The organism is Kribbella polygonati (assembly GCF_050320105.1).
In the GTDB taxonomy this organism is placed as follows: Bacteria; Actinomycetota; Actinomycetes; order Propionibacteriales; family Kribbellaceae; genus Kribbella.
Window position 1 is genome coordinate 3,538,309 of record NZ_CP190129.1, and the last position, 20,529, is coordinate 3,558,837.

Consider the following 20,529-nt stretch of genomic DNA (forward strand, 5'->3'; position numbering starts at 1 on the left):
CCACCTCCTGCTCGAGGTGGGGCCACTCGGCTTGCTAGCGCACCCGGTACGCGCGGGTCACGGTCTGCTCGACCGCGGTCCCGTCGACGTCCGTGGCCTGCACCTTCAGCGTGACGAACCCGGCGGTCCGCGGGTTCTGCAGGACGGCGGTGGCGCCGGCGTCACCGGTCCGGCGTACCGTGACCTGCTTCCAGGTCGCGCCGTCGTCGTACGACGCCGACACCTTGACGTCCTTCAGGTGCGGCGCGGCGACGCCGGCCGGGTTCCGGAAGGCCAGGCCCAGGGTGCTGGCCTGCCCGGCCCGCACACTGTTGTCGAGGGCAACGTTCAGGTCGTAGTCGATCGACATCACCGGCAACGCGCCGCGCTCGGTGTACTCCGACCGGAACGTCCACGCGCTGTCCACCTTGGTCGAGGTCGTCCACCACGGCAGGTCCCGCGACACCTCGGTCACCAACTTGTACGTCGCCGGCTCCGGGACCATCGGGAAGTTGACCGACATCCACGGCGCAGACCCGACCAGCTGACCGTCCCGGTAGACCGTGAGCTTCTTGGTCTCCAGCAGGCTCAGCGGCGTACCCCACTGACCGGTCTCCATCGCGAGCAGCGGAGCGATGTCCACACTGCCGAGATCGCCCAGCCGCAGCGTCCCGTACGGGTGGTACTCCGTGATCGCGGACCGGACCACGGCCTTGTTCCAGGCACGGTCGGTGACCTGCCCGGGCTTCAGAACGACCGGGTAGGTCTGGATGATGCCGGGCAGCAGCTCCCAGACCGGCGCAGCCGCCACGGTCTCGAACGTGCGTACCCCGGAACTCACGTACTCCGTCAGCGCCCGCGGCATCGTCGTACGCACGAGGGTCGAGACCAGGAACGTCTGCTTGTCCGAGATGACTGCCCGGGAGAAGCCACCCTCGGTCGCCGGGGTGGAAGCGTAGAAGCGGTCGTTGACCGTCGCCAGCTCCCGCGGGTCGGCCCGGTACTGCTGGTTCGCCGAGATGCCGGCCTGCGTCTTCAGTACCTCGTAGCTGTACGACGGCATCGCCTTGCCCTGGAACAGCAGCTTGACGTTGCCCTGCGCGGCAAGCGCCGCCAGCTTCGCCCCCTGCTCACCCGACAGCGTGAGCGCCGGGATCGCAGTCTCCTTGTGCGTGTAGACCGCGGTCCCCCACTCGCCCGGTACGTCGCTGTAGATGACGACCGCACCTGCGCCGGCGGCGGCCGCGTTCGCGACGACCTGGCTGGTGCCGAGCTCGTCGCTGCGCTTGACGAGCGCGAGGTTGCCGCGGACCGCGGCGGTGAAGTCCTCCGGGCGGCCCGTGCCCGCGTTCACCGGGCGGAACAGCCGGGTGCCGACGATCTTGCTCGAGCCGGTCCAGCCGCCGATGTACTCCGGCGCGATCGGGAACGCACCCTTGCCGACCAGCTGGGCCGCGAGGATCGGCTCCGTCGCGGAGAAGTGCAGGCGGTGCTCGAGCAGTTCCTTCTTACCGGTCGACGGGATCGCGAACAGCTTGGTGTATCCCGCCACGTCCGACTGCAGCTCGTACCGCAACGGGTTGTTGTCGCTGGCGAACGACATGCTCATCCGGGCCTGGTCGACCTGGCTCGGCTTCGGCGACGTGAGCCCGACCTGGTGCGCCTGGCTGCCGTCGAACGTCAGCGACTTGTCGGCGTCCAATACGACCCCGGACTCGGCGCCGTACACGACCTGCCGGGTCTGGCCCCAGTCCTTCGTGAACCGGTAGGTGCCGGACTCGAAGCCGTACTCGCCCTTCGGAAGGTTCAGCGTCAGCGTGCCCGCGGTGCCTTCGAAGTAGTACATGTCGGCGGGCCGCGCGGTCTGCAGGTCGAAGACGAAGATCATGCCGTACGCGTGTTCGCTGACGGGCTGACCGTGGTCCTTCACATCGATCGTCACGTTGAACCGCTGGACGTCCTGCTCGAAACCGACGGCTGTGGTGACGACGACGCCGTCCGCGGACGTGCCGACCACGTGCTCGCCGTACGTGCCTGTGGCCATCGTGCCGCCGGTCAGCGTGACCGGTACGTCGGCCGTGCCGTGCGCCGGGACCGTCACGGAGCTCGCGCCGAGCTGGAACGTACCGGCCGGAACCGCCGTACCAGCAGCCTTCTGGGTGAGTTCGAGCGTCACCGGCTGGTCGCCGCGGTTGGTGTAGGTGAGCTGCTTGACGACCGGGTCGGTCGAACCGAACGGACGCATCCCGAAGTCGACGACGCCCGACGCGGCCACGGTCTGCCGGAACGCGCGGCTGACGTCGACGCGGCCGGCGCCCTGCGCGTACACGGACGTGTCGGCGGTGGTCTTCGCCGTACTGATCAGCTGGTCCTTCAGCTGGGCCGGCGTCCAGTCCGGGTGCTCCTCTGCCAGGATCGCGGCCGCGCCGGCGACGTGCGGGGTCGCCATCGACGTACCGCTCGCGGCCGTGTAGTTGGCGTCCACCGGGTGGCCCATGCTGGTCCCGGCCGCGCGGGCCGCGACGATCTCCGAACCGGGTGCGGTGATCTCCGGCTTCAGCGAACCGCCGACCGCCGGGCCGCGGCTGGAGAAGTAGGTGATCGCGTCGGTGCTGTCCACCGCCCCGACGGTCAGCGCCGAGTCGGCGTCACCGGGCGAGCCGACGGTCGAGGCACCCGGGCCGGAGTTGCCGGCCGCGATCGTGAACAGTACGCCGGTCTGCGCGGTCAGCGAGTCGACCGCCTCGACCAGCGGGTCCTCCTCCTTCGGCCCCGCCGTACCGCCGAGGCTCATCGAGACGACCTTGGCGCCGGAGTGCGCGGCCCAGTCCATGCCGGCGACGATGTCGGAGGCGGCGCCTTCGCCCTCGTTGGAGAGCACCTTGCCGATGACGAGCTCGGCACCCGGGGCGACACCCTTGTACTTGCCGCCGGACGCGGCGCCGCTGCCGGCGATCGTGGACGCGACGTGCGTGCCGTGGCCGTGGCCGTCCTGGACGGTCTGCCCGGCGACGAAGCTCTGGCTCTCGACGACCTTGCCGGCCAGGTCCGGGTGGGTCAGGTCGACGCCGGTGTCGAGGATCGCGACCTTGACGCCGGTGCCGTCGTACCCGGCCTGCCAGGCGTCCGGCGCGCCGATCTGGGGCACGCTCTTGTCCAGCAGCGCGTGCATCTTGCGGTCCAGCCACACGTGGTCGACACCGCCGGACAGCTGCGGCTTCGCCGACCTGCCGACGTTGTCGTCGATCGAGTTCCAGAACGTCGCGGTACTCGCCTTGTCGGCGGTGACCGCGGCACCACGGACGCTCGGCAGGCCGCGCTTCAGCTTGGTGCTCGCGGGCGGGGCGGCCTTCGCGAGCGTCCGGCCGGCGTACCTGACGATCATCGGGATCACGTTGGTGTGCGCGTCGTCGTACCCCTGGGCGATCAGCCCGGAGACGTTGAACAGCTGCTGGTCGAGTTTGCCGGACGCGATCAGCGGTCCCGCCTCCTGCGGGATCACGTAGACGTCCTCGCCGACCGAGTAGCTGGTGAAGCTGCCCGTCGACCCGGCGTGCGGGGTCACCGTCACCGCTGGGGTTCCGGCCACGGTCGTCATCGTGACGACGTCGCCGGTCACCAGCGTGACCTTGGTCGACGACTGCTGGGACGGCGCCTTGGTCACTCCGACCGCGGGCGTCGGCGACTCGGCGTTCGCGGTTCCCGGCACCACGAGGGTGGCGGTGAGCGCTAGACCGAGCAGCATCGATCTTCTGGTTGCCATGGGGCTGGCCCTCCTTCGAACCGGATTTCGTTCCGGTGGCGGAAAGCCTCACCGAGACGGACTGGTGCCGCTACGGATCGTCCTGGCGATCACCTGACATGTCGGGTAGCCGCCTGCCCTATTTATAACTTGCGGCGTATATATGCTTTCTGTAATACTTCTGTCCATGGACGTCTTCGAGGCGATCGCCGAACCGAGCCGGCGGGAGGTGCTCGACCTGCTCGCCGAGCGCGAGCGTCCGGCCGGTGAGCTGGTCGCACACCTGCACCGGCTGACCCAGCCGGCCGTGTCCCGGCACCTGCGCATCCTGCGCGAGGTCGGACTGGTCGAGGTCCGGCCGGAGGGGCAGAAACGGATCTACACGCTGCGCGCCGACCGGCTGATCGAGATCGAGAACTGGATCAGCACCTACCGCAGGTACTGGCCGCGGCACCTGGACGCCCTCGAATCCCATCTGAGCGAGGAGACTTCGACATGACCGCAACGGACCGGCTCGGCGAACTGACGATCGACGGCGATCGCGCCGTGATGACCTTCCGCCGGCACCTCCCACACCCGGTCGAGCGGGTCTGGGCCGCGCTCACCGATCCGCGCGAACGCGCCGCCTGGTTCGGTGAGACCGTCATCGACGGACGGGCCGGCGGGAGCATCGAGATGCTGCCGACCGATCCCCCGGCGGCGCCGGACGCGAAGCGGCTGACCGGCCGGATCCTGGTCTGGGACCCGCCGCACGTGCTGGAGCACGAGTGGAAGCAGCGGATCGTCGACGACGGCGTCGTACGGTACGAACTCCGCCCGGACGGGGACGGCACGCTGCTCGTCTTCACCCATACCGGGCTGTCCGAGCAGAACGCCCGCGGCTTCGTTCCGGGGACGCACGCGTTCTTCGACCGGCTCGACGCGCATCTGGCCGGCGCCGACCTGCCGGACTGGTCCGACCGGTACGCCGAGCTCGCGCCGTCCTACCCATCCTGGGACCGAGAGTAGTTATCCACATACTCGAAGTCACCGGTTCTGGGCGGCCGGAATCAGGCACTCTCTTGGGCAAGGAGATTTTCGGGGAGAGGACTGATGGCTGATCTCGACTGTGATCCGGCGGACGTGACCGCGCTGGTGGCGTACCTGCGTGACATCGGCCGGCACGAGTTACTGAGCTTGGAGGAGGTGAACGAGCACTCCTACTGGATCGAGGCCGGACTGCTGGCGGGTGAGCGGCTGCGGGGCGATCCGTTGCGGGCCGACGCGGCCGAGCTGCGGCAGGTGGTCGCGTACGGGCAGCTGTCCTGGCAGCGGATGGTCGAGGGCAACCTGCGGCTGGTGGTGTCGCTCGCCCGGCGGTACGGCGGGAAGGGCATCTCGCTGCTGGACCTGATCCAGGAGGGCAACATCGGGCTGATGCGGGCCGTCGAGCGGTTCGACCACCGGCTCGGGAACCGCTTCTCGACGTACGCGATCTGGTGGATCCGGCAGGCGATCGGGCGGGCGATCTCGGACCGGTCGCGGCTGGTGCGGATGCCGGCCCAGGCGTACGCCGACGCGTCCCGGGTCAGTTCGGCGCGGCAGGACCTGACGCAGCAGCTGGGACACGACCCGAGTACGCCGGAGCTCGCGCGGGCGACCGGGTTGAGCATCGCGCGGATCGAGCGCGCACAGGAGTGGCGCACGCAGCCGGAGACGCTCGACCTGGACGAGTCCGACCCGGTGCTCGAGGACGACCCGATCGTGCTCCAGGCCGCGCTCCGCCGGGACCTCGCGTACCACCTGGAGTTCCTGGACGACCCGCACCGAGAGGTCCTGCAGCACCGGTACGGGCTGCGCGGACACATCCCGTCGACGCCCGAGGAGACCGCCGTACAACTCGATCTGGATCCGGCGAAGGTGCGCGCGCTGGAGCGCGAGGCGTTGCGGCAGCTGCGGCGCCGGGCGCTGCCACAGCTGAGGGAGTACGTCGCCTGAGACCTGGCTTGGAGGTGCTGGGATGATGTCGGTGTGAGACTTTTGCGTACCGCCTGGCCGCGTGAACTGGGGGCCGCCGTGTCGGCGGCTGCCCGCGAGTCGACCGGACGCAAGGAGGACGTTCTTGCGGCGGCGCAACTGGCGAACGGTCGCTGGGTGGCCGGGACGCGGGCGGCCGTGTACCTGCCGTCGGACTCCACGGACGCCGACCGGCGGGTCGGCTGGGAGAAGATCGAGCGCGCCAACTGGGACGCCGAGGCGTCGGTACTGCACGTCTACGAGACGACCGACTTCGGGACGCCGCTGCGCGCCACGGAGCTCAAGGTCGAGGACCCCGGGCGGTTCGGGCAACTGCTCCGCGAGCGGGTCGACGCGAGCATCGTCGTACAGCGTCACGTGCCGCTGTCCGGCAAACGCGGAGTGCGCATCGTCGGCCGGCGCAACCCGTCCGGCGCCGACGCGGAGGTGACCTGGAACATCGTTCTGGACAAGGGATTGGAGCCGTCCCAGCCGGGCGTCGTGGACGCGGCCGAGGCGGCACTCAAGGAGGTCCGGGACGAGTTCGGCGTCTGACCCGGCAGGCACCCGAATCCCGTTTTTGTAGTTCGCCGGTCGCCTGCTAACCTACTCAGGTCCTCAGGGTTTCGAGGAGCGCAAGCACCACGATCCCGCCTAGCTCAATTGGCAGAGCAGCCGGCTGTTAACCGGCAGGTTACTGGTTCGAGTCCAGTGGCGGGAGCAAGTTCGTCAGCCGGGTCCTGGTTTCACAGGAGCCCGGCTTTCTTCTTTCCCGGCTCCGGCAGCTTCGGGGCCGGCACCGAGAGCGCGACCGGCGAGCCGATCTCCCGAGGTACGTCATACCGCGACTCCGACGCCTATCACCGTCGACTGCTACCCGGACGTTGGTGTCCTCAACGACCGGCGCCGGCCATAAAGGTGACCGTTGCCCACGGCACCTCGTACCTGGCGATCGACCCCGGGACCGACCCAGATCCGCCTACCCAAAGGCGAAACGGCCCTCGCCGCCGCCGCCTGATCCAGCACCGTCGACGTTGCCGAGAACTAGGCTTCCGGCACCCACCTCACGGTCACGGCGCAGAAATTATCGAACCAATTACGTTCCAACTATTGGCCTAGACCACTGATTGGGCGTACTTTCCTCTCCAGATCCCGAGGGGGGCCTCGGGGACAAAGGGGAAAACTCATGAATTTCAAGCACATCCTGACCACCAAGGCCGGCCGCCTCGCGGTAGCGGGCGTAGTCGCAGCAGCCGCAGTCATCGGCGTCTCGGTCGCCGCCAACGCCGCCGGCGGCACCGGCTGCAAGACACTCACCTACCCGCTCTGCGCCCGGTCGGTCTCCTCGTTGCAGATCGTCGACAACTCGATCATCTCCAACGACCTCAACCCGCAGTTACGCGCCGCCATCAACGCCCCGGAGAAGTACGGCAAGGAGGGCGTCTCCGCTGAGATCAAGCCGACGATCATCAAGACCCTCGGCGGCAAGTACTTCGACGGGTTCACTCCGCTCGGCACCTTCACGCTGCCGAAGGGCACCTGGCTGGTCAACACGTCGGTGACGTTCAACCGCACAGCCGCGGGTGTGGCCGGCAGCATGCCGCAGGTCGGGCTCCGGATCGGGCAGGACCCGAACGCGTCCGGCGACGCCAAGTGGGGCATCGACGTCGGCACGGTCGGCGGAGTGGCGATCTCGCCCGCGAAGGGCCACGACCTGTTCGGGTCCACAGTGAAGGTAGTAACGGTGACGGGCGACACGACTGTCGGTGTCTACGGGTTCGGCTACAACCAGGACCAGGGCAGCGCCGGCAGCGGGGACATCACGGCGGCGGCATCGATCGTCGCGGTACAAGTTGGATGACTCGGGCGCCTGGTCGGCGTGAGCTGATCGGGGCAGGTGACGAGAGGCCCTGGCCGCGGACGCGCAGGCAGGGCCTCTTGTTGCTTGGCGGGAGGAAGTGTTACTTCCCCTTCTTCCGGTCGATTGCCCGCTGGATGCGGTGCTGAGGCTGACCGAGGATCTTCGCCAGCAGCGGCACGCGGTACTTGTACGCCGCGATCGCGCCCACCACGATCACCAGGAAAATGAACCAGCCCATCGATGTTCCCTTCGTCCGGACCTGCCTCCATCATGCCCGCTCCCCGGTAACCAGCCCTCCGTCAAACCCCTGAACCTCCCCTGGTTCTCGAGCCGAGACATGCCGCAACTGCCGACGTCCCCCGCCACATCCACCCCTCCCCGCACCACGCCGACCTCCCACCCGAAGAACACGCCCCCGCGACCACAGTCCGCCATACAACGACCCTCACCACGGACACAGTCCGCCCGACGACGCTCGCCGCAGGGACAGGCCGCGCCGTACGACCCTCGCCGCAGGCACAGTCCGCCGTACGACGAGCCTCACCCCGGCCACGGTCCGCCCGTACAACGACCCTCACCGCAGGCACAGGCCGCGCCGTACGACCCTCGCCGCAGGCACAGTCCGCCGTACGACGAGCCTCGTCGCGGCCACGGTCCGCCGTACGACGAGCCTCGCCGTACACGTCGGCCGGCCCGGCGCCTCGACCCGCGCGGAGTCGTGGGGCGGGGGGATGACGTCGCGCTCGCCGGGCACGACGCGGTTATCTCGACGGCTCGGGGTACCGTACGGCTCCCCCGCACCGGCGATGCTCTCCGAGTCCGCAGCCTGCCTTGTCACGGCCACGAGTACGCACCGGGCCCGCGGTTGGTCCGCGGCGTACCGATGAAGCCGCCCGCGAGAGGCGGTTCAACCGCAGGTTCGTCGTACCGTAGCTGCTCCGGCTGGGTCGCCCGCTGTACGAGGACACCGCCCGCACCGGGAAGTTCGTCCGGGCGAGCGAGGTCGACTGGACGATCCGCCCGTCCGGCCTGTTCGACGGCGACCACGTCACCGGCTACACAGTCGCCGTACCGCAATAGGTCGGCCGCTTCACCGCCCGACACACCCTGGTCCGGGCCGCCACCGGCAACCGCAACCCGAAGTCCGTCGTCAAGATCATCACCGCGACCCTCACCAAAGTCACCCTCAAGGAGGCCCGCGGCCCGCACCCGATACGATCTGCCGCACACGGGGCGGTAGCTCAGCTGGTTAGAGCAGGGGACTCATAATCCCTGGGTCACGGGTTCGAGTCCCGTCCGCCCTACTTCGGGTTGTGTGGCGATGTCAGGCGGGCTTTCAGGGTGTGGAGTTGGGTGGTGTCCAGGCCGCCCTGGCGGAGGTAGGACTCGGTGCCGCCGTAGTGGTCTTCGAGGTGTTGGAGTACGGCGAGCATCGTCTCTGGGCGGGCGGTGAAGGACTCGGCGAGTTGGCTGCGTTCTTCGGGGTCGTCGATAAGGGCCAACTGTTCGGTGAAATGGTCGCGCATGCGGTCGTCCACGTGGGCGTAGTCGGCGGCGACCGACTCGGCGGGGACTCCCGCGACGGTCAAGGCCAGTGCGACCACGTTGCCGGAGCGGTCCTTTCCGGCGTGACAGTGGACGACGACGGCGCCGGGCGGCGCGTCCGCGATCGCTCCGACGGCGGCGGCGAACAGTTCGGGGTGGAGGTCGAGCATCGCCATGTAGGTCTGATCGAGGGTGAGGGTCGGGTCGTAGGGATCGTCCGGGTGGTAGAGAGGCATGTTGCGATAGACCGGGTCGGTCGCGAACGGCGACGGGTCGCCCTCGCACTCCGGTGACGTCCGTACGTCGATGATGCGGCTCACGGAGGCGTCCCGAACCGCCGTCACGCCGGCGTCGGTCAGCCGGCTGAGATTGTCGGAACGGATCAACGCCCCGGCAGCGATCCGGCCTCCGTCACCGGTGGGGAGACCGCCGAGGTCGCGGACGTTGAGGCAGTTGGGCCAGGTCAGATGCATGGGGCTCGCTTCCGTCGGTCGTGGCTGGAATCCGGGCGTCGTGCCGGAGTCCCAACAAACTAAGGCAATTCTCAGGTCACGGAACAACCTGTGAACAAGTTGCCGAGGCCTTGCTCAGGGACTCGTCCGCGCGGATCATTCCGTTCGGTAGCCAACCAGGCACCGCCCGAAATCAGTCTGGTGGAGGAGCTCCGATGATCGGTTGGAAGTCTGCGCTGTCCGTCGTCGCGGTGGTTGCCGTGACGGTCGTAGCTGTCTCGAGTCCGGCCCAAGGCAGCGGTCGGCCCGCGTCCGGTCCCGGATCCTGCACGTTGAAGGGCTGGGATCCGAGCGCGGACCCCGAGGATGCCAAAGATCTCCCACAGGGTTCGCGGCCGCAGTCCTACAAGCCCGACGACTACGACTGCACGGGAGCCAAGTTCGCGAGCAATGGTTCGGAGTTCACGAGGTTCCCGCAGCCCAGAACGTTCAAGCCGACCGGGTCCGTAACCCAACAGGCGGTTGCCGCGAGCAACCCCCTGGCCCCGTACTTCCCGCCGTTCACGCACTTCGTCGTGCTCTACCGCGAGAATCACACGTTCGACGACTACCTTGGCGACTGCGCCACGACGGTCCAGGCCGGCTGCAACGGCCAGGTACAGAGCACCAACCACATCAGCTCGGTGCCCAACCTGCACACCCTGGCGAAGACCTACTCGCTGCTGGACGCGTACAGCACCGGCACGCAGCCGCCCAGCGGCCCGAACCACTGGTGGCTGTTCTCCGCCCAGTCGGCGTCCAGCAGCCAGCAGCAGCCGTACCCCGCCACGCACGGCACGTTCTTCGATCGCCAACTGAAGGGTGTCACCGGACCGGCCGGCGAGGGCAGCGATCCGTGTGTCACCCAGACCGGTGCGGCCACCGGCACCAGCCCGTACACGTTCGTCATGAACGGTGACTTCTACTGGATGCAGAGCACCGGCAGCGGGTACTGGCGCAACCCGGGCACCGGTAACCCCGAGGTGCTGCCGGTGAACCGCCCGGGCACAACCGTGCCGGAGGAACTGACGTACAACAACTACACCTGCAAGGGCCAGAACGACGACGACCAGACGATCGGGACCGGTTTCCTGAACTACGTCTCCGCGAACGGCCTGCCCGCGTACTCGTACGTCGAGCTGTTCAACGACCACCCGGGGACCTACCAGGACATCCCGAAGAACGACGCGGTCACCAAGCAGGTGGTCGACTCGATCATGGGCAACGCCGCGTACAAGGACAACACCGTGATCGTCGTGACCGAGGACGACACTCAGAACGGCTCGAACGGCCCTGACCACGTGTCCAACACGTACCGTGTCCCGACCGTCATCGTGGCATCACCGAAGTACATGAAGCAGGGCTACGTCAGCCACGTCGCCTACACGACGAACAACGTGCTGGCGGCGATGGAACGGACGATGGAGAACGTGCACGCGGGCATCATCGACCCGAACGGGAACCTGGGGCTCGGCACGTACCCGATGACCGCGGCCGATCAGGCCGCCCTGGGTGACCCGCTCGAGGACCTGTGGATCCAGGGTTCGACCCCGCTGACCGCGTCCGCGTCCGGTACGCCGTCGACCGGAAACGCGCCGCTCACCGTGTCGTTCCGCGGCTCGGCCACCGGCGGCACCGCGCCGTACTCCTACAGCTGGAACTTCGGCGACGGCTCGGCCGTGAGTACCGCGCAGAACCCGAGCCACACCTACACCACGGCCGGCACCTACACGGCGACGTTGACGGTCACCGACAGCTCTTCGAAGACAGCGACCTCGACGGTCACAACCACCGTGGGCGCGGTCGGCAGCCCGCTCACGGCCACCGCGTCCGGCAACCCCACGTCCGGACAGGTGCCGCTGACAACGAACTTCAGCGGTACGGCCACCGGCGGCACTCCGTCGTACAGCTACAGCTGGAACTTCGGCGACGGCTCCGCGGCCAGCTCGGCGCAGAACCCGAGCCACACGTACACCACGGCAGGCACGTACACGGCGACGCTGACGGTCACCGACAGCTCCTCACCTGCGAAGACCGCGACCGCAACGGTCAGCGTCACGGCGTCTCCGATCGCCGGTACGCCGCCGGACGCGCCGACCGGGCTCACCGCAACCGCGGGCAACGGCCAGGCATCGCTGAAGTGGACAGCGCCCGCGAACAACGGCGGCGTCGCGATCACCTCGTACAAGGTGTACCGCGGCACGAGCAGCGGCTCGGAAACGCCGGTGACCAGCGGCGGCTGCAGCGGCCTGGGCGTCGTACTGACCTGCACCGACACCGGGCTGACCAACGGGCAGGCGTACTACTACAAGGTCAGCGCGGTGAACTCGATCGGAGAGGGAGCGCAATCCGCCGAGGCGACGGCGACCCCGACGTCCGGTTCGTGCACGACGCAGCAACTGCTCGGCAACCCCGGCTTCGAGACCGGTACGGCGGCGCCGTGGTCAGCGAGCTCCAGTGTGGTCAGCAGCAACTCCGCCGAGCCTGCCCGCACCGGCAGCTGGAAGGCGTGGATGGACGGGTACGGCGCGACCCACACGGACACGTTGTCGCAGCCCGTGACGCTGCCGACGGGATGCACGAACTACAAGTTCAACTTCTACATGCACGTCGATACCGCGGAGACGAGCACGACGTCGAAGTACGACACGCTCAAGCTGCAGGTCCTGAACAGCGCGGGCACTGTCCTGTCGACGCTGTACACCTACTCGAACCTCAACGCGAACACCGGCTACAGCCTGCACTCGTTCAACCTGTCCAGCTACGCGGGGCAGAACATCACGCTCAAGTTCACCGGCACGGAGGATTACACGAAGCAGACGTCCTTTGTCATCGACGACACCTCGGTCAACGTGAGCTGAAGCTGAGGGTGTCCACAGTTTCCCCGGGTTGTGGTTGCCGAAGTGCAGGGTGTTGGACACCTGCGCTTCATGTGGGAGCTGTACGGGGTGCATAGGCATGGCCCTATGGCCAAATTCTCCCGTCCGGTCGCGGCCGGACTAGCGGCGGCGGCGATCGCCGCGCTGTGTGCCGTACCCCTCATCGGTACGAGCGCGCAGGCGGCGAGCGCGTCCCACCACACCAAGCATGTCCTGCTGATCTCGATCGACGGCATGCATCAGAGCGATCTCGACTGGTACGTCGCGACCCATCCGAAGTCGGCGCTCGCCGGGCTGGCGCGCAGCGGCAGCGAGTACACGAACGCGTTGACGTCCAACCCGTCCGACTCCGACCCGGGTGGTACGGCGCTGATGACCGGGGGCAACCCGCGGTCGACCGGCGTGTACTACGACGTCGAGTACAGCCACAAGGTCGACGAGCCGGGCGCGGCCTGTACGCCGGGCCACCCGGCCACCGGCGGCGACGTCGTCTACGACTCGCCCGACGACGCGCTCCCGGGCGTCCCGGACCTGGCCACCGGTGCGGCGCACGCGTTCCCGTCGTTCGACGAGAACGGGTCGATCTACGGTGCGAACGGCGCCGACCGCAACCCAGCGCTGATCATGAACCTGAAGAACGACGCGTCGTCGTTCGACAAGTCAACCTTCCCGGTCGACCCGGCGACCTGCCAGAACGTGATGCCGTGGGACTACCTCGGCGACAACTCGATCTTCCAGGTCGTGCACGCCGCCGGCCTGCGGACTGCGTGGTCGGACAAGCACGCCGTCTACATGTCGTTCAACGGTCCCGGCTCGCAGGGCAAGAGCATCGACGACTTCTTCGGCCCCGAGATCGACTCGCAGGCCGTGATGCCGAACGGCAAGCCGTACCCGCAGGACGACGACTGGGCGCACATCGACGCCGCGACCAAGCAGTACGACGGCTACAAGGTCCAGGCCATGCTCAACGAGATCGACGGCCTCGACCACTCGGGCAAGAACCACGTCGGCACCCCCGCGATCTTCGGCATGAACTTCCAGACCGTCTCGGTCGCGCAGAAGAGCCGCTCCACCTCGGCGGACCTGATCTCGGACGGCCACGGCGGGTACACCACCAGCGCACCGCAGCCCGGTGGCTATCAGTGGGTCAACGGAAAGCTGGTTCCCGGCCCGGCACTGTCGAGCGCCTTCGCCTCCGTCGACGCCCAGCTCGGCCGGATGGTCGCCGAGATCGCGAAGCAGCAGCTGACGGACTCGACGACGATCATCGTCACCGCGAAGCACGGGCAGTCGCCGCAGGATCCGGCAAAGCTCGTCACGGTGCAGGACGGTCCGATCGTCGACGCGATCAACGCCGAGTGGGCCAAGACGCACCCGGGCAAGACGCTGATCGTCGCTGGCACGAACGACGACCTGTGGCAGTCCTACCTCTCGGACAACTCGCAGGCCGCGAGCAACTTCGTCAAGGGCTACCTGTGGAACCACACGGCACAGGGCTTCGACGTGAACAAGAAGTCCGTCACGGTTCAGCACTCGGGCCTGGCCCGCATCTGGGCCGGCGCCCAGGCCGCGCGGTTCTTCGGCGTACCGGTCGGCAACGGCCGCTACCCCGATGTCTTCGGCAAGGTCCAGGAGGGCGTCGTCTACGCGAAGCCGACCAAGCTCGCCGAGCACGGCGGCATGAACCCCGGCGACCGTCACGTCCTGATGCTGGTCAGCGGTGCGGGCGTCCGGGCACGCGTCGTGCGTACGCCGGTCGAGACCACCCAGGTCGCGCCGACGGTCCTCTCGCTGCTCGGGCTCGACCCGCACAGCCTGCGCGCCGTACGGGTCGAGGGCACGCGGGTCCTTCCGGGCGCGGTGGGACGCAACCAGCGGTGACGTAGCGGGTCTCGCATGCCGACGTCCCGCAGCACGGCGGTCAGGTATTCCGTATCCTGACCGCCATGGTTCAGACACTTGAGGATCATCTGGAAGCGGCGTACGGGGTTGTGCTGGCGCGCAACCCCGGCGAGAGCGAGTTCCACCAGGCGGTGCACGAGGTGCTGGAGTCGTTGGCGCCGGTGGTGACGAAGCATCCGCGGTACGCCGAGGGGTCCGTGATCGAGCGGTTGTGCGAGCCGGAGCGGCAGGTGATCTTCCGGGTGCCGTGGACCGACGACAGCGGGCGGGTGCGGATCAACCGCGGGTTCCGGGTGGAGTTCAACTCGGCGCTCGGGCCGTACAAGGGCGGGCTGCGGTTCCACCCGTCGGTGAACCTGTCGATCGTGAAGTTCCTCGGCTTCGAGCAGGTCTTCAAGAACGCGCTGACCGGGCTGCCGATCGGCGGCGGGAAGGGCGGGTCGGACTTCGACCCGAAGGGCCGCAGCGACGGCGAGATCATGCGGTTCTGCCAGTCGTTCATGACCGAGCTGTACCGGCACATCGGCGAGTACACCGATGTGCCGGCCGGCGACATCGGCGTCGGCGGGCGCGAGATCGGGTACCTGTTCGGCCAGTACAAGCGGATCACCAACCGGTACGAGTCCGGCGTACTGACCGGCAAGGCGATCGCGTACGGCGGCAGCCAGGTGCGGACCGAGGCGACCGGGTACGGCGCGGTGTTCTTCACCCGCGAGATGCTCGCCACCAAGGGACTCGAACTGGCCGGCCGGCGCGTGATCGTGTCCGGCTCCGGCAACGTCGCGATCTACGCGGCGCAGAAGGCGCAGGAGCTCGGCGCCGAGGTGGTTGCCTGCTCCGACTCCAACGGGTACGTCGTGGACGAGGACGGCCTGGATCTCGCGCTGCTGCGGCAGATCAAGGAGGTCGAGCGCGGTCGCGTCGCCGACTACGCGGACCGGCGCCCGAAGGCGAAGCACCACGCGGGCGGTTCGGTCTGGGAGGTCGACTGCGAGGTGGCGCTGCCGTGCGCGACGCAGAACGAGCTCGACGGCGCGGCGGCCCGCACGCTGGCCGACAACGGCGTACTCGCCGTCGCCGAAGGCGCGAACATGCCGTGTACGCCGGAGGCCGTCGCGGTCTGGCGTGACCGGGGCGTGCTGTTCGGGCCGGGCAAGGCCGCGAACGCGGGCGGGGTGGCGACCAGTGCGCTCGAGATGCAGCAGAACGCGTCACGCGACTCGTGGCACTTCGACCACACCGAGGCGCGGCTCGACCAGATCATGGTCGATGTCCACACCCGGTGCGCGGAGGCGGCCGAGGAGTACGGCGCGCCGGGCGACTACGTGGTCGGCGCGAACATCTCCGGCTTCGTCCAGGTCGCCGACGCGGTGCTGGCGCTCGGAGTGATCTGAGCCTCGGTCCCGGGCGGGACCGAGGCTCAGCGGGGCAGGTCAGCTGGTCAGTGCGTTCTTCGGACCCTGTGGCGCCTCCTTGGCATGACCGGTCGCCGGTCTCGGGGCGTCGAACACCTGTGTGTCGAAGGCCATGTGGCCGACCATGTTGGCGAAGGTCTTCGACATCCAGGTCAGAACCGTCGGGTCGTTGTTACTGAGGTTGTCGCACCAGCGGAACGGGTTGTCGACACAGCCGCCGTCGTCGCCCGGCACGGTGCCCTCGAAGTTGCCCTCGGACCCGCCGAACAGTGCGACGTCGGAGGCGAGCTTGCAGCAGTCCTGGCCGGTGAGTACCCCACTGGCCGGAACCCCCACCTGCTGGAAACTGAACGCGTCCGTCCCGTCGGCCGAGAACAGGATGTGGTTCTTCCCGATCGAGTTCAGGTAGTCGATCCCGAAGTCACGGCCGATCGCGGACGGAGCCCAGATGCTCGGCGGCATCGGCGTCCCCGGGCCGCGTCCGAACAGGTTCACGCCGTCCTTCGGGTCGAGCACGCCGGCCACGTAGTTCGGCGTCGCGGTGACGTCGGCGTCGAGGTCGAACTTGATCTTGGCGAGCTCGGCCGGTGGCAGCGTGTTGACGTAGAACTTCGAGCCGAGCAGCCCGAGCTCCTCGCCGCCGAACCAGATGAAGCGCAGCTTGTTGCGGGTGCTGGTGTTCTTCAGCATCTGCGCGATGTCGAGGATCGTGGCCGAACCCGACGCGTTGTCGAGCATCCCGGCGCCGAAGATCGCGTCCAGGTGCGCGTCGATGACGAGGATGTTGTTCGGGTCGCCGCCCTTGGAGTCGGCGATCACGTTCCAGTCGGAGCGGTTCGGGTCGTCGATCACCTGGACGTTGACGGTCAGCGTCGGGGCGGAACCCGGGACGTACTGCGACAGCAGCTGCGTGCCGACGGCGTACGACGTGAACAGCACGGGGATGTGCTCGGTACCGGCGAGGCTGCCGGAGAAGGCGTTCGTCCGTCCGGGGTTGCCCTCGTTGAAGATCACGGCCGCGGACGCGCCGGCCGCTTCGGCGTTCGCGACCTTCTGGGCGAACGTGCACGTGCCGCGCTGGATCAGCGCGATGTTGCCCGCCCCGAACCCGGCGAAGTCGGACGCCGCGCAGCCGCTGGCCGAGCTGGGCGTGGGCGTCGCCGGTACCACGATGCCGCCCGCCGGCTGCACCTTCGCGCTGGCCGAACCGGCGACCGACGCCGGGTTGAAGTCCTTGACCAGGGCGAACGAGTGCGGCGTCGGCGAGTCCTCGTGCATCACCGGCGTACCGACGAAACTCGTGTAGTGGAACTTGTACTCCTGCAGCGTGACGTCGTACCCCGCTGCCTTCATCACACTGGCCACGTAGTCGGCCGACGCCTTGTAGCCGGGCTCCCCCGAGTTCCGCGACGGGTGGCCGTCGGCGCCCGGATTGGCGTCCGCGATCTGCTGGAACTTGACCATGTGCGCCCAGAGATCCGTCTGGGTGACACAGTCGACGAGCTTCTGCGGGGTGTTGTTGACCCGGTTGGCGCAGGCCGTCGGGTTGGCGTCGGCCGTCCCGGTGGCGCTCGAAGCGACCGGCGTCAAGGCCCCGGTGACGGCCACGGCCGCGGCCGCGGTCATCGCGAGTCCCCAGCCTCGACGTCGTGCTCTTCCTGAGCTCATCCTTCTCTCCTCCCCTGAGGCTTGTACATGCCGTTGATACGCCTGGAGAGGCGCGGACTGAAGATGTGGCACGACACATGACAGGACTGTCATCCTTGGTGGCTCACGAAGGAGCCGGCATGGACTGGACAGACCTCCCGCTGGACGCGGGCCCGCGCGGCGACGAGGCGGAGACACTGCAGTTCGCGCTCGACCGGGCGCGGAAGCAGTTCGCCTGGAAGACCGGCGGGCTGACCGCCGCGCAACTCCGGCAGACGCATCCGCCGTCGACGATGACGCTGGCCGGGCTGGTCAAGCACCTGTCATTCGTCGAGGACGGCTTCACCGCGAAGGCAGCCGACCGCCCGCTCGCCGCGCCGTGGGACACCCGCAGCTGGGTCGAGAACGACCGCTGGGGTTGGGAGTCCGCCGTCTCCGACGATCCGGACGAGCTGTATGCCCTCTGGTACGCCGCGGCCGCCCGCTCTCGCGCCACCTGGCAGGAGCTGAGCGCGGACGGTGGTCTGGACGCCCTCGTCGTGGACCCGGATCCGGCGTGGACGACGAACCGGCGGCGGGTCGCGTTCGACCTGCTGGAGGAGTACCTGAAGCACACCGGTCACGCCGACGTACTGCGTGAAGCCGTGGACGGAGTACGGGGCAACGACCCTGAATGAGCTGACGGAGGCCTTGGAGAAGTCGTACGGCGTGCAGGCGGTCGAACTGCACCGGATCCACGCCGGGACGAACACCGTCAACTTCCGGGTCGTCGACGAGACCGGCCGCTCGTGGTTCGCCAAGCTCTACGACGGCAACCTCGACAGCGAACGGGAAGCCATCGAGCTGACCGCATACGCCGGCCGCGCGGTGCCGGTGCCCGCGGTACGGCGTACTCTCGACGGCGATCTGATCGCGGCGCCGTTGCCGATGTCGCTGTGGGAGTTCGTCGACGGCGAGACCGCCGAGGGCGGGCTCACCGGCGCGCGCTGGCCCGCGGTCGGGACGGTGCTGGGCAGGCTGCACCGCCGGCTGTCGGAGCACCCACGCGCCAGACCGACGCTCCGTCCGGCGACCGGGCTCCGCGATGTCGCGCGGGCCGAGCGGAACTTCGACGTACTGATCGCACGCCTCCAGGCGCGGGCCGAGCTCACCTCGTTCGAAGCGTGGGCCTGCGAGGCGGCGCAGGAACGCCGGGCGTTGCTCGGGCACGCCGGCGCACTCCTCGCCGGTCTGCCCGCCCTTACTACGCACGTCCTGCATGGGGACCTCGCCTCTCCCAACCTGATGCTGAACGGCGACGATGTCGCCGCGGTGATCGACTTCCAGCCACCGCGTCCGGGGTTCGTCGCCTGGGAGATCGCCCGCATCGGCTGCGACCCGCGGACGGTGATCCTCGGCGACCAGTGGATCGACGGCCTCGCCGTACTGCTCGATGCCTACCGCTCCGAGCACCCCGCCGCACGCCCGGACGACCTCCGGTCCGTCGTCGCGGCCGGCTGCGCCCACACCCTCGGCTCCACCTACCCGCTCTCGGCACCCGCGCCGGTCCCGGCCTCCCTCGAGCTGTACGCCCGAGCCCGCCACCAGGCCGCCCTGACGATGCTCGACCGACTGCCAGAGGTGCAGGACCGGCTCAGCGCCGCCGGAGGACGGCCGCGTAGCGATTGAGCGTGAGTGTGGTGATGTTGACTAGCTCCCAGCCACGCTGCTCCTCGGTCTCAACAACGGTCAGCACGTCCTCAGGGTTCGCCTCGCTCTCGACGATGACGTACCGGAACGGGTACGTGTCCAAGCTGATCTCACCGGACACGATCTTCCTGGCGCTGACCGTCCGCCGCGGTTGCATCTGTGACATGCCGTCACCCTAGCCATCCGTGCTCCACCTCAGACCGGGATCGACACGCTGAACAGGCGCTCCGCGTTGTGCAGGGACTCCGTGACGATCTGCTGTCCGTTGGTGACCACGTCCCGCTGGTACGTCGCGAGGTCCTCCCCGGACGTCAGCGCCCGGGTCAGCCGGGCCGCGTCCCACAGCGCGGTGTTCGCGCCGGCGCCCGCCGCCGGCGTCATCGGATGTACGGCGTCGCCGAGCATCGTCACGCGCTCCGCCGACCAGGTCGGGACCGTGACGCAGGTCCGCAACGTGATCGGGAACGCCGCCTCCGGCTCCCCCGCCGCGATCAGCGCGCGGATCGACGGATGCCAGTCGGCCACCGAGCGCGTCACGATCGCCCACAGGTCCGCCGGCCGCATCGCGAACAGCTCGTCGTCCGACGCGCCGAGCACCGCGTTCGTCCCGGTCAGCACCGCCATCAGGTAGTCGCCGTACTCCGCCGGTGGCTCCCGGAACATCACCGGCCCGAACGCCGTACCGAGCCCGGCTCCGTCGCTCGCGAAACAGAACCCGCGCAGGAACGCCTCCGGCGCCGCCGCACGCACCGCGTCCGTCAACGGCACCTTCCCGTAGATGCAGCGCACCCCGATGTCGGTCACGTCGAGCTCCGGCACCAACTGCCGGCGCACGCCGGACCCCACGCCGTCCGCCCCGACGAGCACGTCGGCGGTCACGGACGTCCCGTCCGCGAACGAGACCTCGACGCCGTCGGCGGTCTCGGCGTACGACGTGAACTGCTTGCCGAACCGCAGTACGTCGTCGAGCCCGGTCATCAGCGCCCGGCGGAACGCATACCGATCCACCGACGTGACGGCGTCCGGCCCGGCGACCGGGAACACCTGCTGGAACTGCTCGTTCAGCTGCGCGTCGAACCCCGCCACCAGGTCGCCCGGATGGGTGGCGGTCGCGATCACGCGTCGCCGGACGGTGTCCGGCAGCATCGCGGCCAGTGCCTCCTCCCCGACCGGGCTGATGTGGATCCGGTACCCCTGTTTGCGGTACTGCGGTGCGGGATCGCGCTCGCACACCACGACCTCGGCGCCTGCCTTCCGCAACCCCTGGGCGAGCGCCAGTCCGCCGATGCCGGCGCCCATGATCGCGACCTTCATCTCCGACTCCAATCATCCGTGAATCCAACTCTGTCATCCGTGTGGTTGATTAAGTTAGCACGCCGGATGG

At 68.6% G+C, this 20,529-nt stretch carries 18 protein-coding genes and 2 tRNA genes; 12 read left to right on the forward strand and 8 right to left on the reverse strand.

Translation table 11 applies throughout. From position 1 onward, the window contains the following. Positions 1–34 precede the first annotated feature (34 nt). Entirely contained in the window at positions 35–3,742 is a 3,708-nt protein-coding gene (locus tag ACQHIV_RS16805; RefSeq protein WP_427895342.1) for a S8 family serine peptidase, read from the reverse strand. 166 nt (positions 3,743–3,908) lie between these two features. On the opposite strand from ACQHIV_RS16805, the gene ACQHIV_RS16810 reads away from it, so the two are divergent. The 6 genes from ACQHIV_RS16810 (at position 3,909) to ACQHIV_RS16835 (ending at position 7,577) form a co-directional block, all read left to right on the forward strand. Beyond that, positions 3,909–4,220 (forward strand): ArsR/SmtB family transcription factor, encoded by a 312-nt coding sequence (locus ACQHIV_RS16810; protein ID WP_380197405.1) that lies wholly within the window; start codon positions 3,909–3,911, stop codon positions 4,218–4,220. Beyond that, the gene (locus ACQHIV_RS16815; protein WP_427895344.1) at positions 4,217–4,729 is read left to right on the forward strand and encodes an SRPBCC family protein; all 513 of its coding nucleotides are present in this window, start codon (positions 4,217–4,219) and stop codon (positions 4,727–4,729) included. The genes ACQHIV_RS16810 and ACQHIV_RS16815 overlap by 4 nt, the downstream gene beginning before the upstream one ends. Positions 4,730–4,813: 84 nt before the next feature. Then, positions 4,814–5,698 (forward strand): sigma-70 family RNA polymerase sigma factor, encoded by an 885-nt coding sequence (locus ACQHIV_RS16820; protein ID WP_427895345.1) that lies wholly within the window; start codon positions 4,814–4,816, stop codon positions 5,696–5,698. 33 nt (positions 5,699–5,731) lie between these two features. Beyond that, positions 5,732–6,271, forward strand: coding sequence for a hypothetical protein (locus ACQHIV_RS16825; RefSeq protein ID WP_427895347.1), 540 nt, complete (start codon positions 5,732–5,734; stop codon positions 6,269–6,271). A gap of 93 nt (positions 6,272–6,364) precedes the next feature. Next, positions 6,365–6,437: transfer RNA gene (locus tag ACQHIV_RS16830), tRNA-Asn, on the forward strand. 465 nt (positions 6,438–6,902) lie between these two features. Next, positions 6,903–7,577, forward strand: a complete 675-nt coding sequence (locus ACQHIV_RS16835) for a hypothetical protein (RefSeq protein ID WP_427895349.1) — start codon at positions 6,903–6,905, stop codon at positions 7,575–7,577. 100 nt (positions 7,578–7,677) lie between these two features. On the opposite strand, the gene ACQHIV_RS16840 is transcribed toward ACQHIV_RS16835, so the two are convergent. The 3 genes from ACQHIV_RS16840 to ACQHIV_RS16850 form a co-directional block, all read right to left on the reverse strand. Beyond that, positions 7,678–7,815 (reverse strand): hypothetical protein, encoded by a 138-nt coding sequence (locus ACQHIV_RS16840; RefSeq protein WP_167214696.1) that lies wholly within the window; start codon positions 7,813–7,815, stop codon positions 7,678–7,680. A gap of 336 nt (positions 7,816–8,151) precedes the next feature. Continuing rightward, positions 8,152–8,415, reverse strand: a complete 264-nt coding sequence (locus ACQHIV_RS16845; protein WP_427895351.1) for a hypothetical protein — start codon at positions 8,413–8,415, stop codon at positions 8,152–8,154. Then, a complete protein-coding gene (locus ACQHIV_RS16850) occupies positions 8,412–8,681 on the reverse strand; it encodes a hypothetical protein (RefSeq protein WP_427895352.1) in 270 nt (89 codons plus the stop codon). The genes ACQHIV_RS16845 and ACQHIV_RS16850 overlap by 4 nt, the downstream gene beginning before the upstream one ends. 126 nt (positions 8,682–8,807) lie before the next feature. Between ACQHIV_RS16850 and ACQHIV_RS16855 the strand changes: the two genes are divergently transcribed. Continuing rightward, positions 8,808–8,881 (forward strand) — tRNA-Ile (locus ACQHIV_RS16855). Here ACQHIV_RS16855 and ACQHIV_RS16860 read toward each other — a convergent pair. Then, on the reverse strand, positions 8,879–9,595 hold the full coding sequence (locus ACQHIV_RS16860) for a tyrosine-protein phosphatase (RefSeq protein ID WP_427895354.1): 717 nt from the start codon (positions 9,593–9,595) through the stop codon (positions 8,879–8,881). The genes ACQHIV_RS16855 and ACQHIV_RS16860 overlap by 3 nt on opposite strands. Positions 9,596–9,789: 194 nt before the next feature. Here ACQHIV_RS16860 and ACQHIV_RS16865 point away from each other — a divergent pair, with 194 nt between their 5' ends. The 3 genes from ACQHIV_RS16865 (at position 9,790) to gdhA (ending at position 15,788) form a co-directional block, all read left to right on the forward strand. After that, positions 9,790–12,474 carry a PKD domain-containing protein gene (locus tag ACQHIV_RS16865; protein ID WP_427895355.1) on the forward strand — a complete coding sequence of 895 codons (2,685 nt, stop codon included), beginning with the start codon at positions 9,790–9,792 and terminating at the stop codon, positions 12,472–12,474. A gap of 105 nt (positions 12,475–12,579) precedes the next feature. Further along, entirely contained in the window at positions 12,580–14,373 is a 1,794-nt protein-coding gene (locus tag ACQHIV_RS16870; protein WP_427895356.1) for an alkaline phosphatase family protein, read from the forward strand. Between the two features lie 65 nt (positions 14,374–14,438). Beyond that, positions 14,439–15,788 carry an NADP-specific glutamate dehydrogenase gene (gdhA, locus tag ACQHIV_RS16875; RefSeq protein ID WP_427895357.1) on the forward strand — a complete coding sequence of 450 codons (1,350 nt, stop codon included), beginning with the start codon at positions 14,439–14,441 and terminating at the stop codon, positions 15,786–15,788. Between the two features lie 39 nt (positions 15,789–15,827). Here the strand turns inward: gdhA and ACQHIV_RS16880 are convergent, their stop codons facing one another. Beyond that, positions 15,828–17,477: a M28 family peptidase gene (locus ACQHIV_RS16880; RefSeq protein WP_427895358.1), complete on the reverse strand. Its 1,650-nt coding sequence runs from the start codon at positions 17,475–17,477 to the stop codon at positions 15,828–15,830. 119 nt (positions 17,478–17,596) lie between these two features. Here ACQHIV_RS16880 and ACQHIV_RS16885 point away from each other — a divergent pair, with 119 nt between their 5' ends. Together ACQHIV_RS16885 and ACQHIV_RS16890 are read left to right on the forward strand one after the other, a co-directional pair. Continuing rightward, complete coding sequence (locus tag ACQHIV_RS16885; RefSeq protein ID WP_427895359.1) at positions 17,597–18,133, forward strand: DUF664 domain-containing protein; 537 nt, start codon at positions 17,597–17,599, stop codon at positions 18,131–18,133. After that, entirely contained in the window at positions 18,093–19,124 is a 1,032-nt protein-coding gene (locus ACQHIV_RS16890) for a phosphotransferase enzyme family protein (RefSeq protein WP_427895361.1), read from the forward strand. Before ACQHIV_RS16885 ends, ACQHIV_RS16890 begins: the two co-directional genes overlap by 41 nt. On the opposite strand, the gene ACQHIV_RS16895 is transcribed toward ACQHIV_RS16890, so the two are convergent. Together ACQHIV_RS16895 and ACQHIV_RS16900 are read right to left on the reverse strand one after the other, a co-directional pair. Continuing rightward, positions 19,090–19,311, reverse strand: a complete 222-nt coding sequence (locus ACQHIV_RS16895; RefSeq protein ID WP_427895363.1) for a hypothetical protein — start codon at positions 19,309–19,311, stop codon at positions 19,090–19,092. The two genes, ACQHIV_RS16890 and ACQHIV_RS16895, sit on opposite strands and share 35 nt — an antisense overlap. A gap of 29 nt (positions 19,312–19,340) precedes the next feature. Next, positions 19,341–20,459: an FAD-dependent oxidoreductase gene (locus ACQHIV_RS16900; RefSeq protein ID WP_427895364.1), complete on the reverse strand. Its 1,119-nt coding sequence runs from the start codon at positions 20,457–20,459 to the stop codon at positions 19,341–19,343. Between the last annotated feature and the right edge of the window lie 70 nt (positions 20,460–20,529).

What these genes read in the sequence shown, in the direction of transcription:
- ACQHIV_RS16860 (WP_427895354.1), bottom strand. Translation starts at nt 9,595, where the DNA reads ATGCATCTGACCTGGCCCAACTGCCTCAACGTCCGCGACCTCGGCGGT.
- ACQHIV_RS16805 (WP_427895342.1), bottom strand. Translation starts at nt 3,742, where the DNA reads ATGGCAACCAGAAGATCGATGCTGCTCGGTCTAGCGCTCACCGCCACC.
- ACQHIV_RS16885 (WP_427895359.1), top strand. Translation starts at nt 17,597, where the DNA reads ATGGACTGGACAGACCTCCCGCTGGACGCGGGCCCGCGCGGCGACGAG.
- ACQHIV_RS16870 (WP_427895356.1), top strand. Translation starts at nt 12,580, where the DNA reads ATGGCCAAATTCTCCCGTCCGGTCGCGGCCGGACTAGCGGCGGCGGCG.
- ACQHIV_RS16865 (WP_427895355.1), top strand. Translation starts at nt 9,790, where the DNA reads ATGATCGGTTGGAAGTCTGCGCTGTCCGTCGTCGCGGTGGTTGCCGTG.
- ACQHIV_RS16840 (WP_167214696.1), bottom strand. Translation starts at nt 7,815, where the DNA reads ATGGGCTGGTTCATTTTCCTGGTGATCGTGGTGGGCGCGATCGCGGCG.
- ACQHIV_RS16895 (WP_427895363.1), bottom strand. Translation starts at nt 19,311, where the DNA reads ATGTCACAGATGCAACCGCGGCGGACGGTCAGCGCCAGGAAGATCGTG.
- ACQHIV_RS16835 (WP_427895349.1), top strand. Translation starts at nt 6,903, where the DNA reads ATGAATTTCAAGCACATCCTGACCACCAAGGCCGGCCGCCTCGCGGTA.
- gdhA (WP_427895357.1), top strand. Translation starts at nt 14,439, where the DNA reads ATGGTTCAGACACTTGAGGATCATCTGGAAGCGGCGTACGGGGTTGTG.
- ACQHIV_RS16810 (WP_380197405.1), top strand. Translation starts at nt 3,909, where the DNA reads ATGGACGTCTTCGAGGCGATCGCCGAACCGAGCCGGCGGGAGGTGCTC.
- ACQHIV_RS16900 (WP_427895364.1), bottom strand. Translation starts at nt 20,459, where the DNA reads ATGAAGGTCGCGATCATGGGCGCCGGCATCGGCGGACTGGCGCTCGCC.
- ACQHIV_RS16820 (WP_427895345.1), top strand. Translation starts at nt 4,814, where the DNA reads ATGGCTGATCTCGACTGTGATCCGGCGGACGTGACCGCGCTGGTGGCG.
- ACQHIV_RS16815 (WP_427895344.1), top strand. Translation starts at nt 4,217, where the DNA reads ATGACCGCAACGGACCGGCTCGGCGAACTGACGATCGACGGCGATCGC.
- ACQHIV_RS16880 (WP_427895358.1), bottom strand. Translation starts at nt 17,477, where the DNA reads ATGAGCTCAGGAAGAGCACGACGTCGAGGCTGGGGACTCGCGATGACC.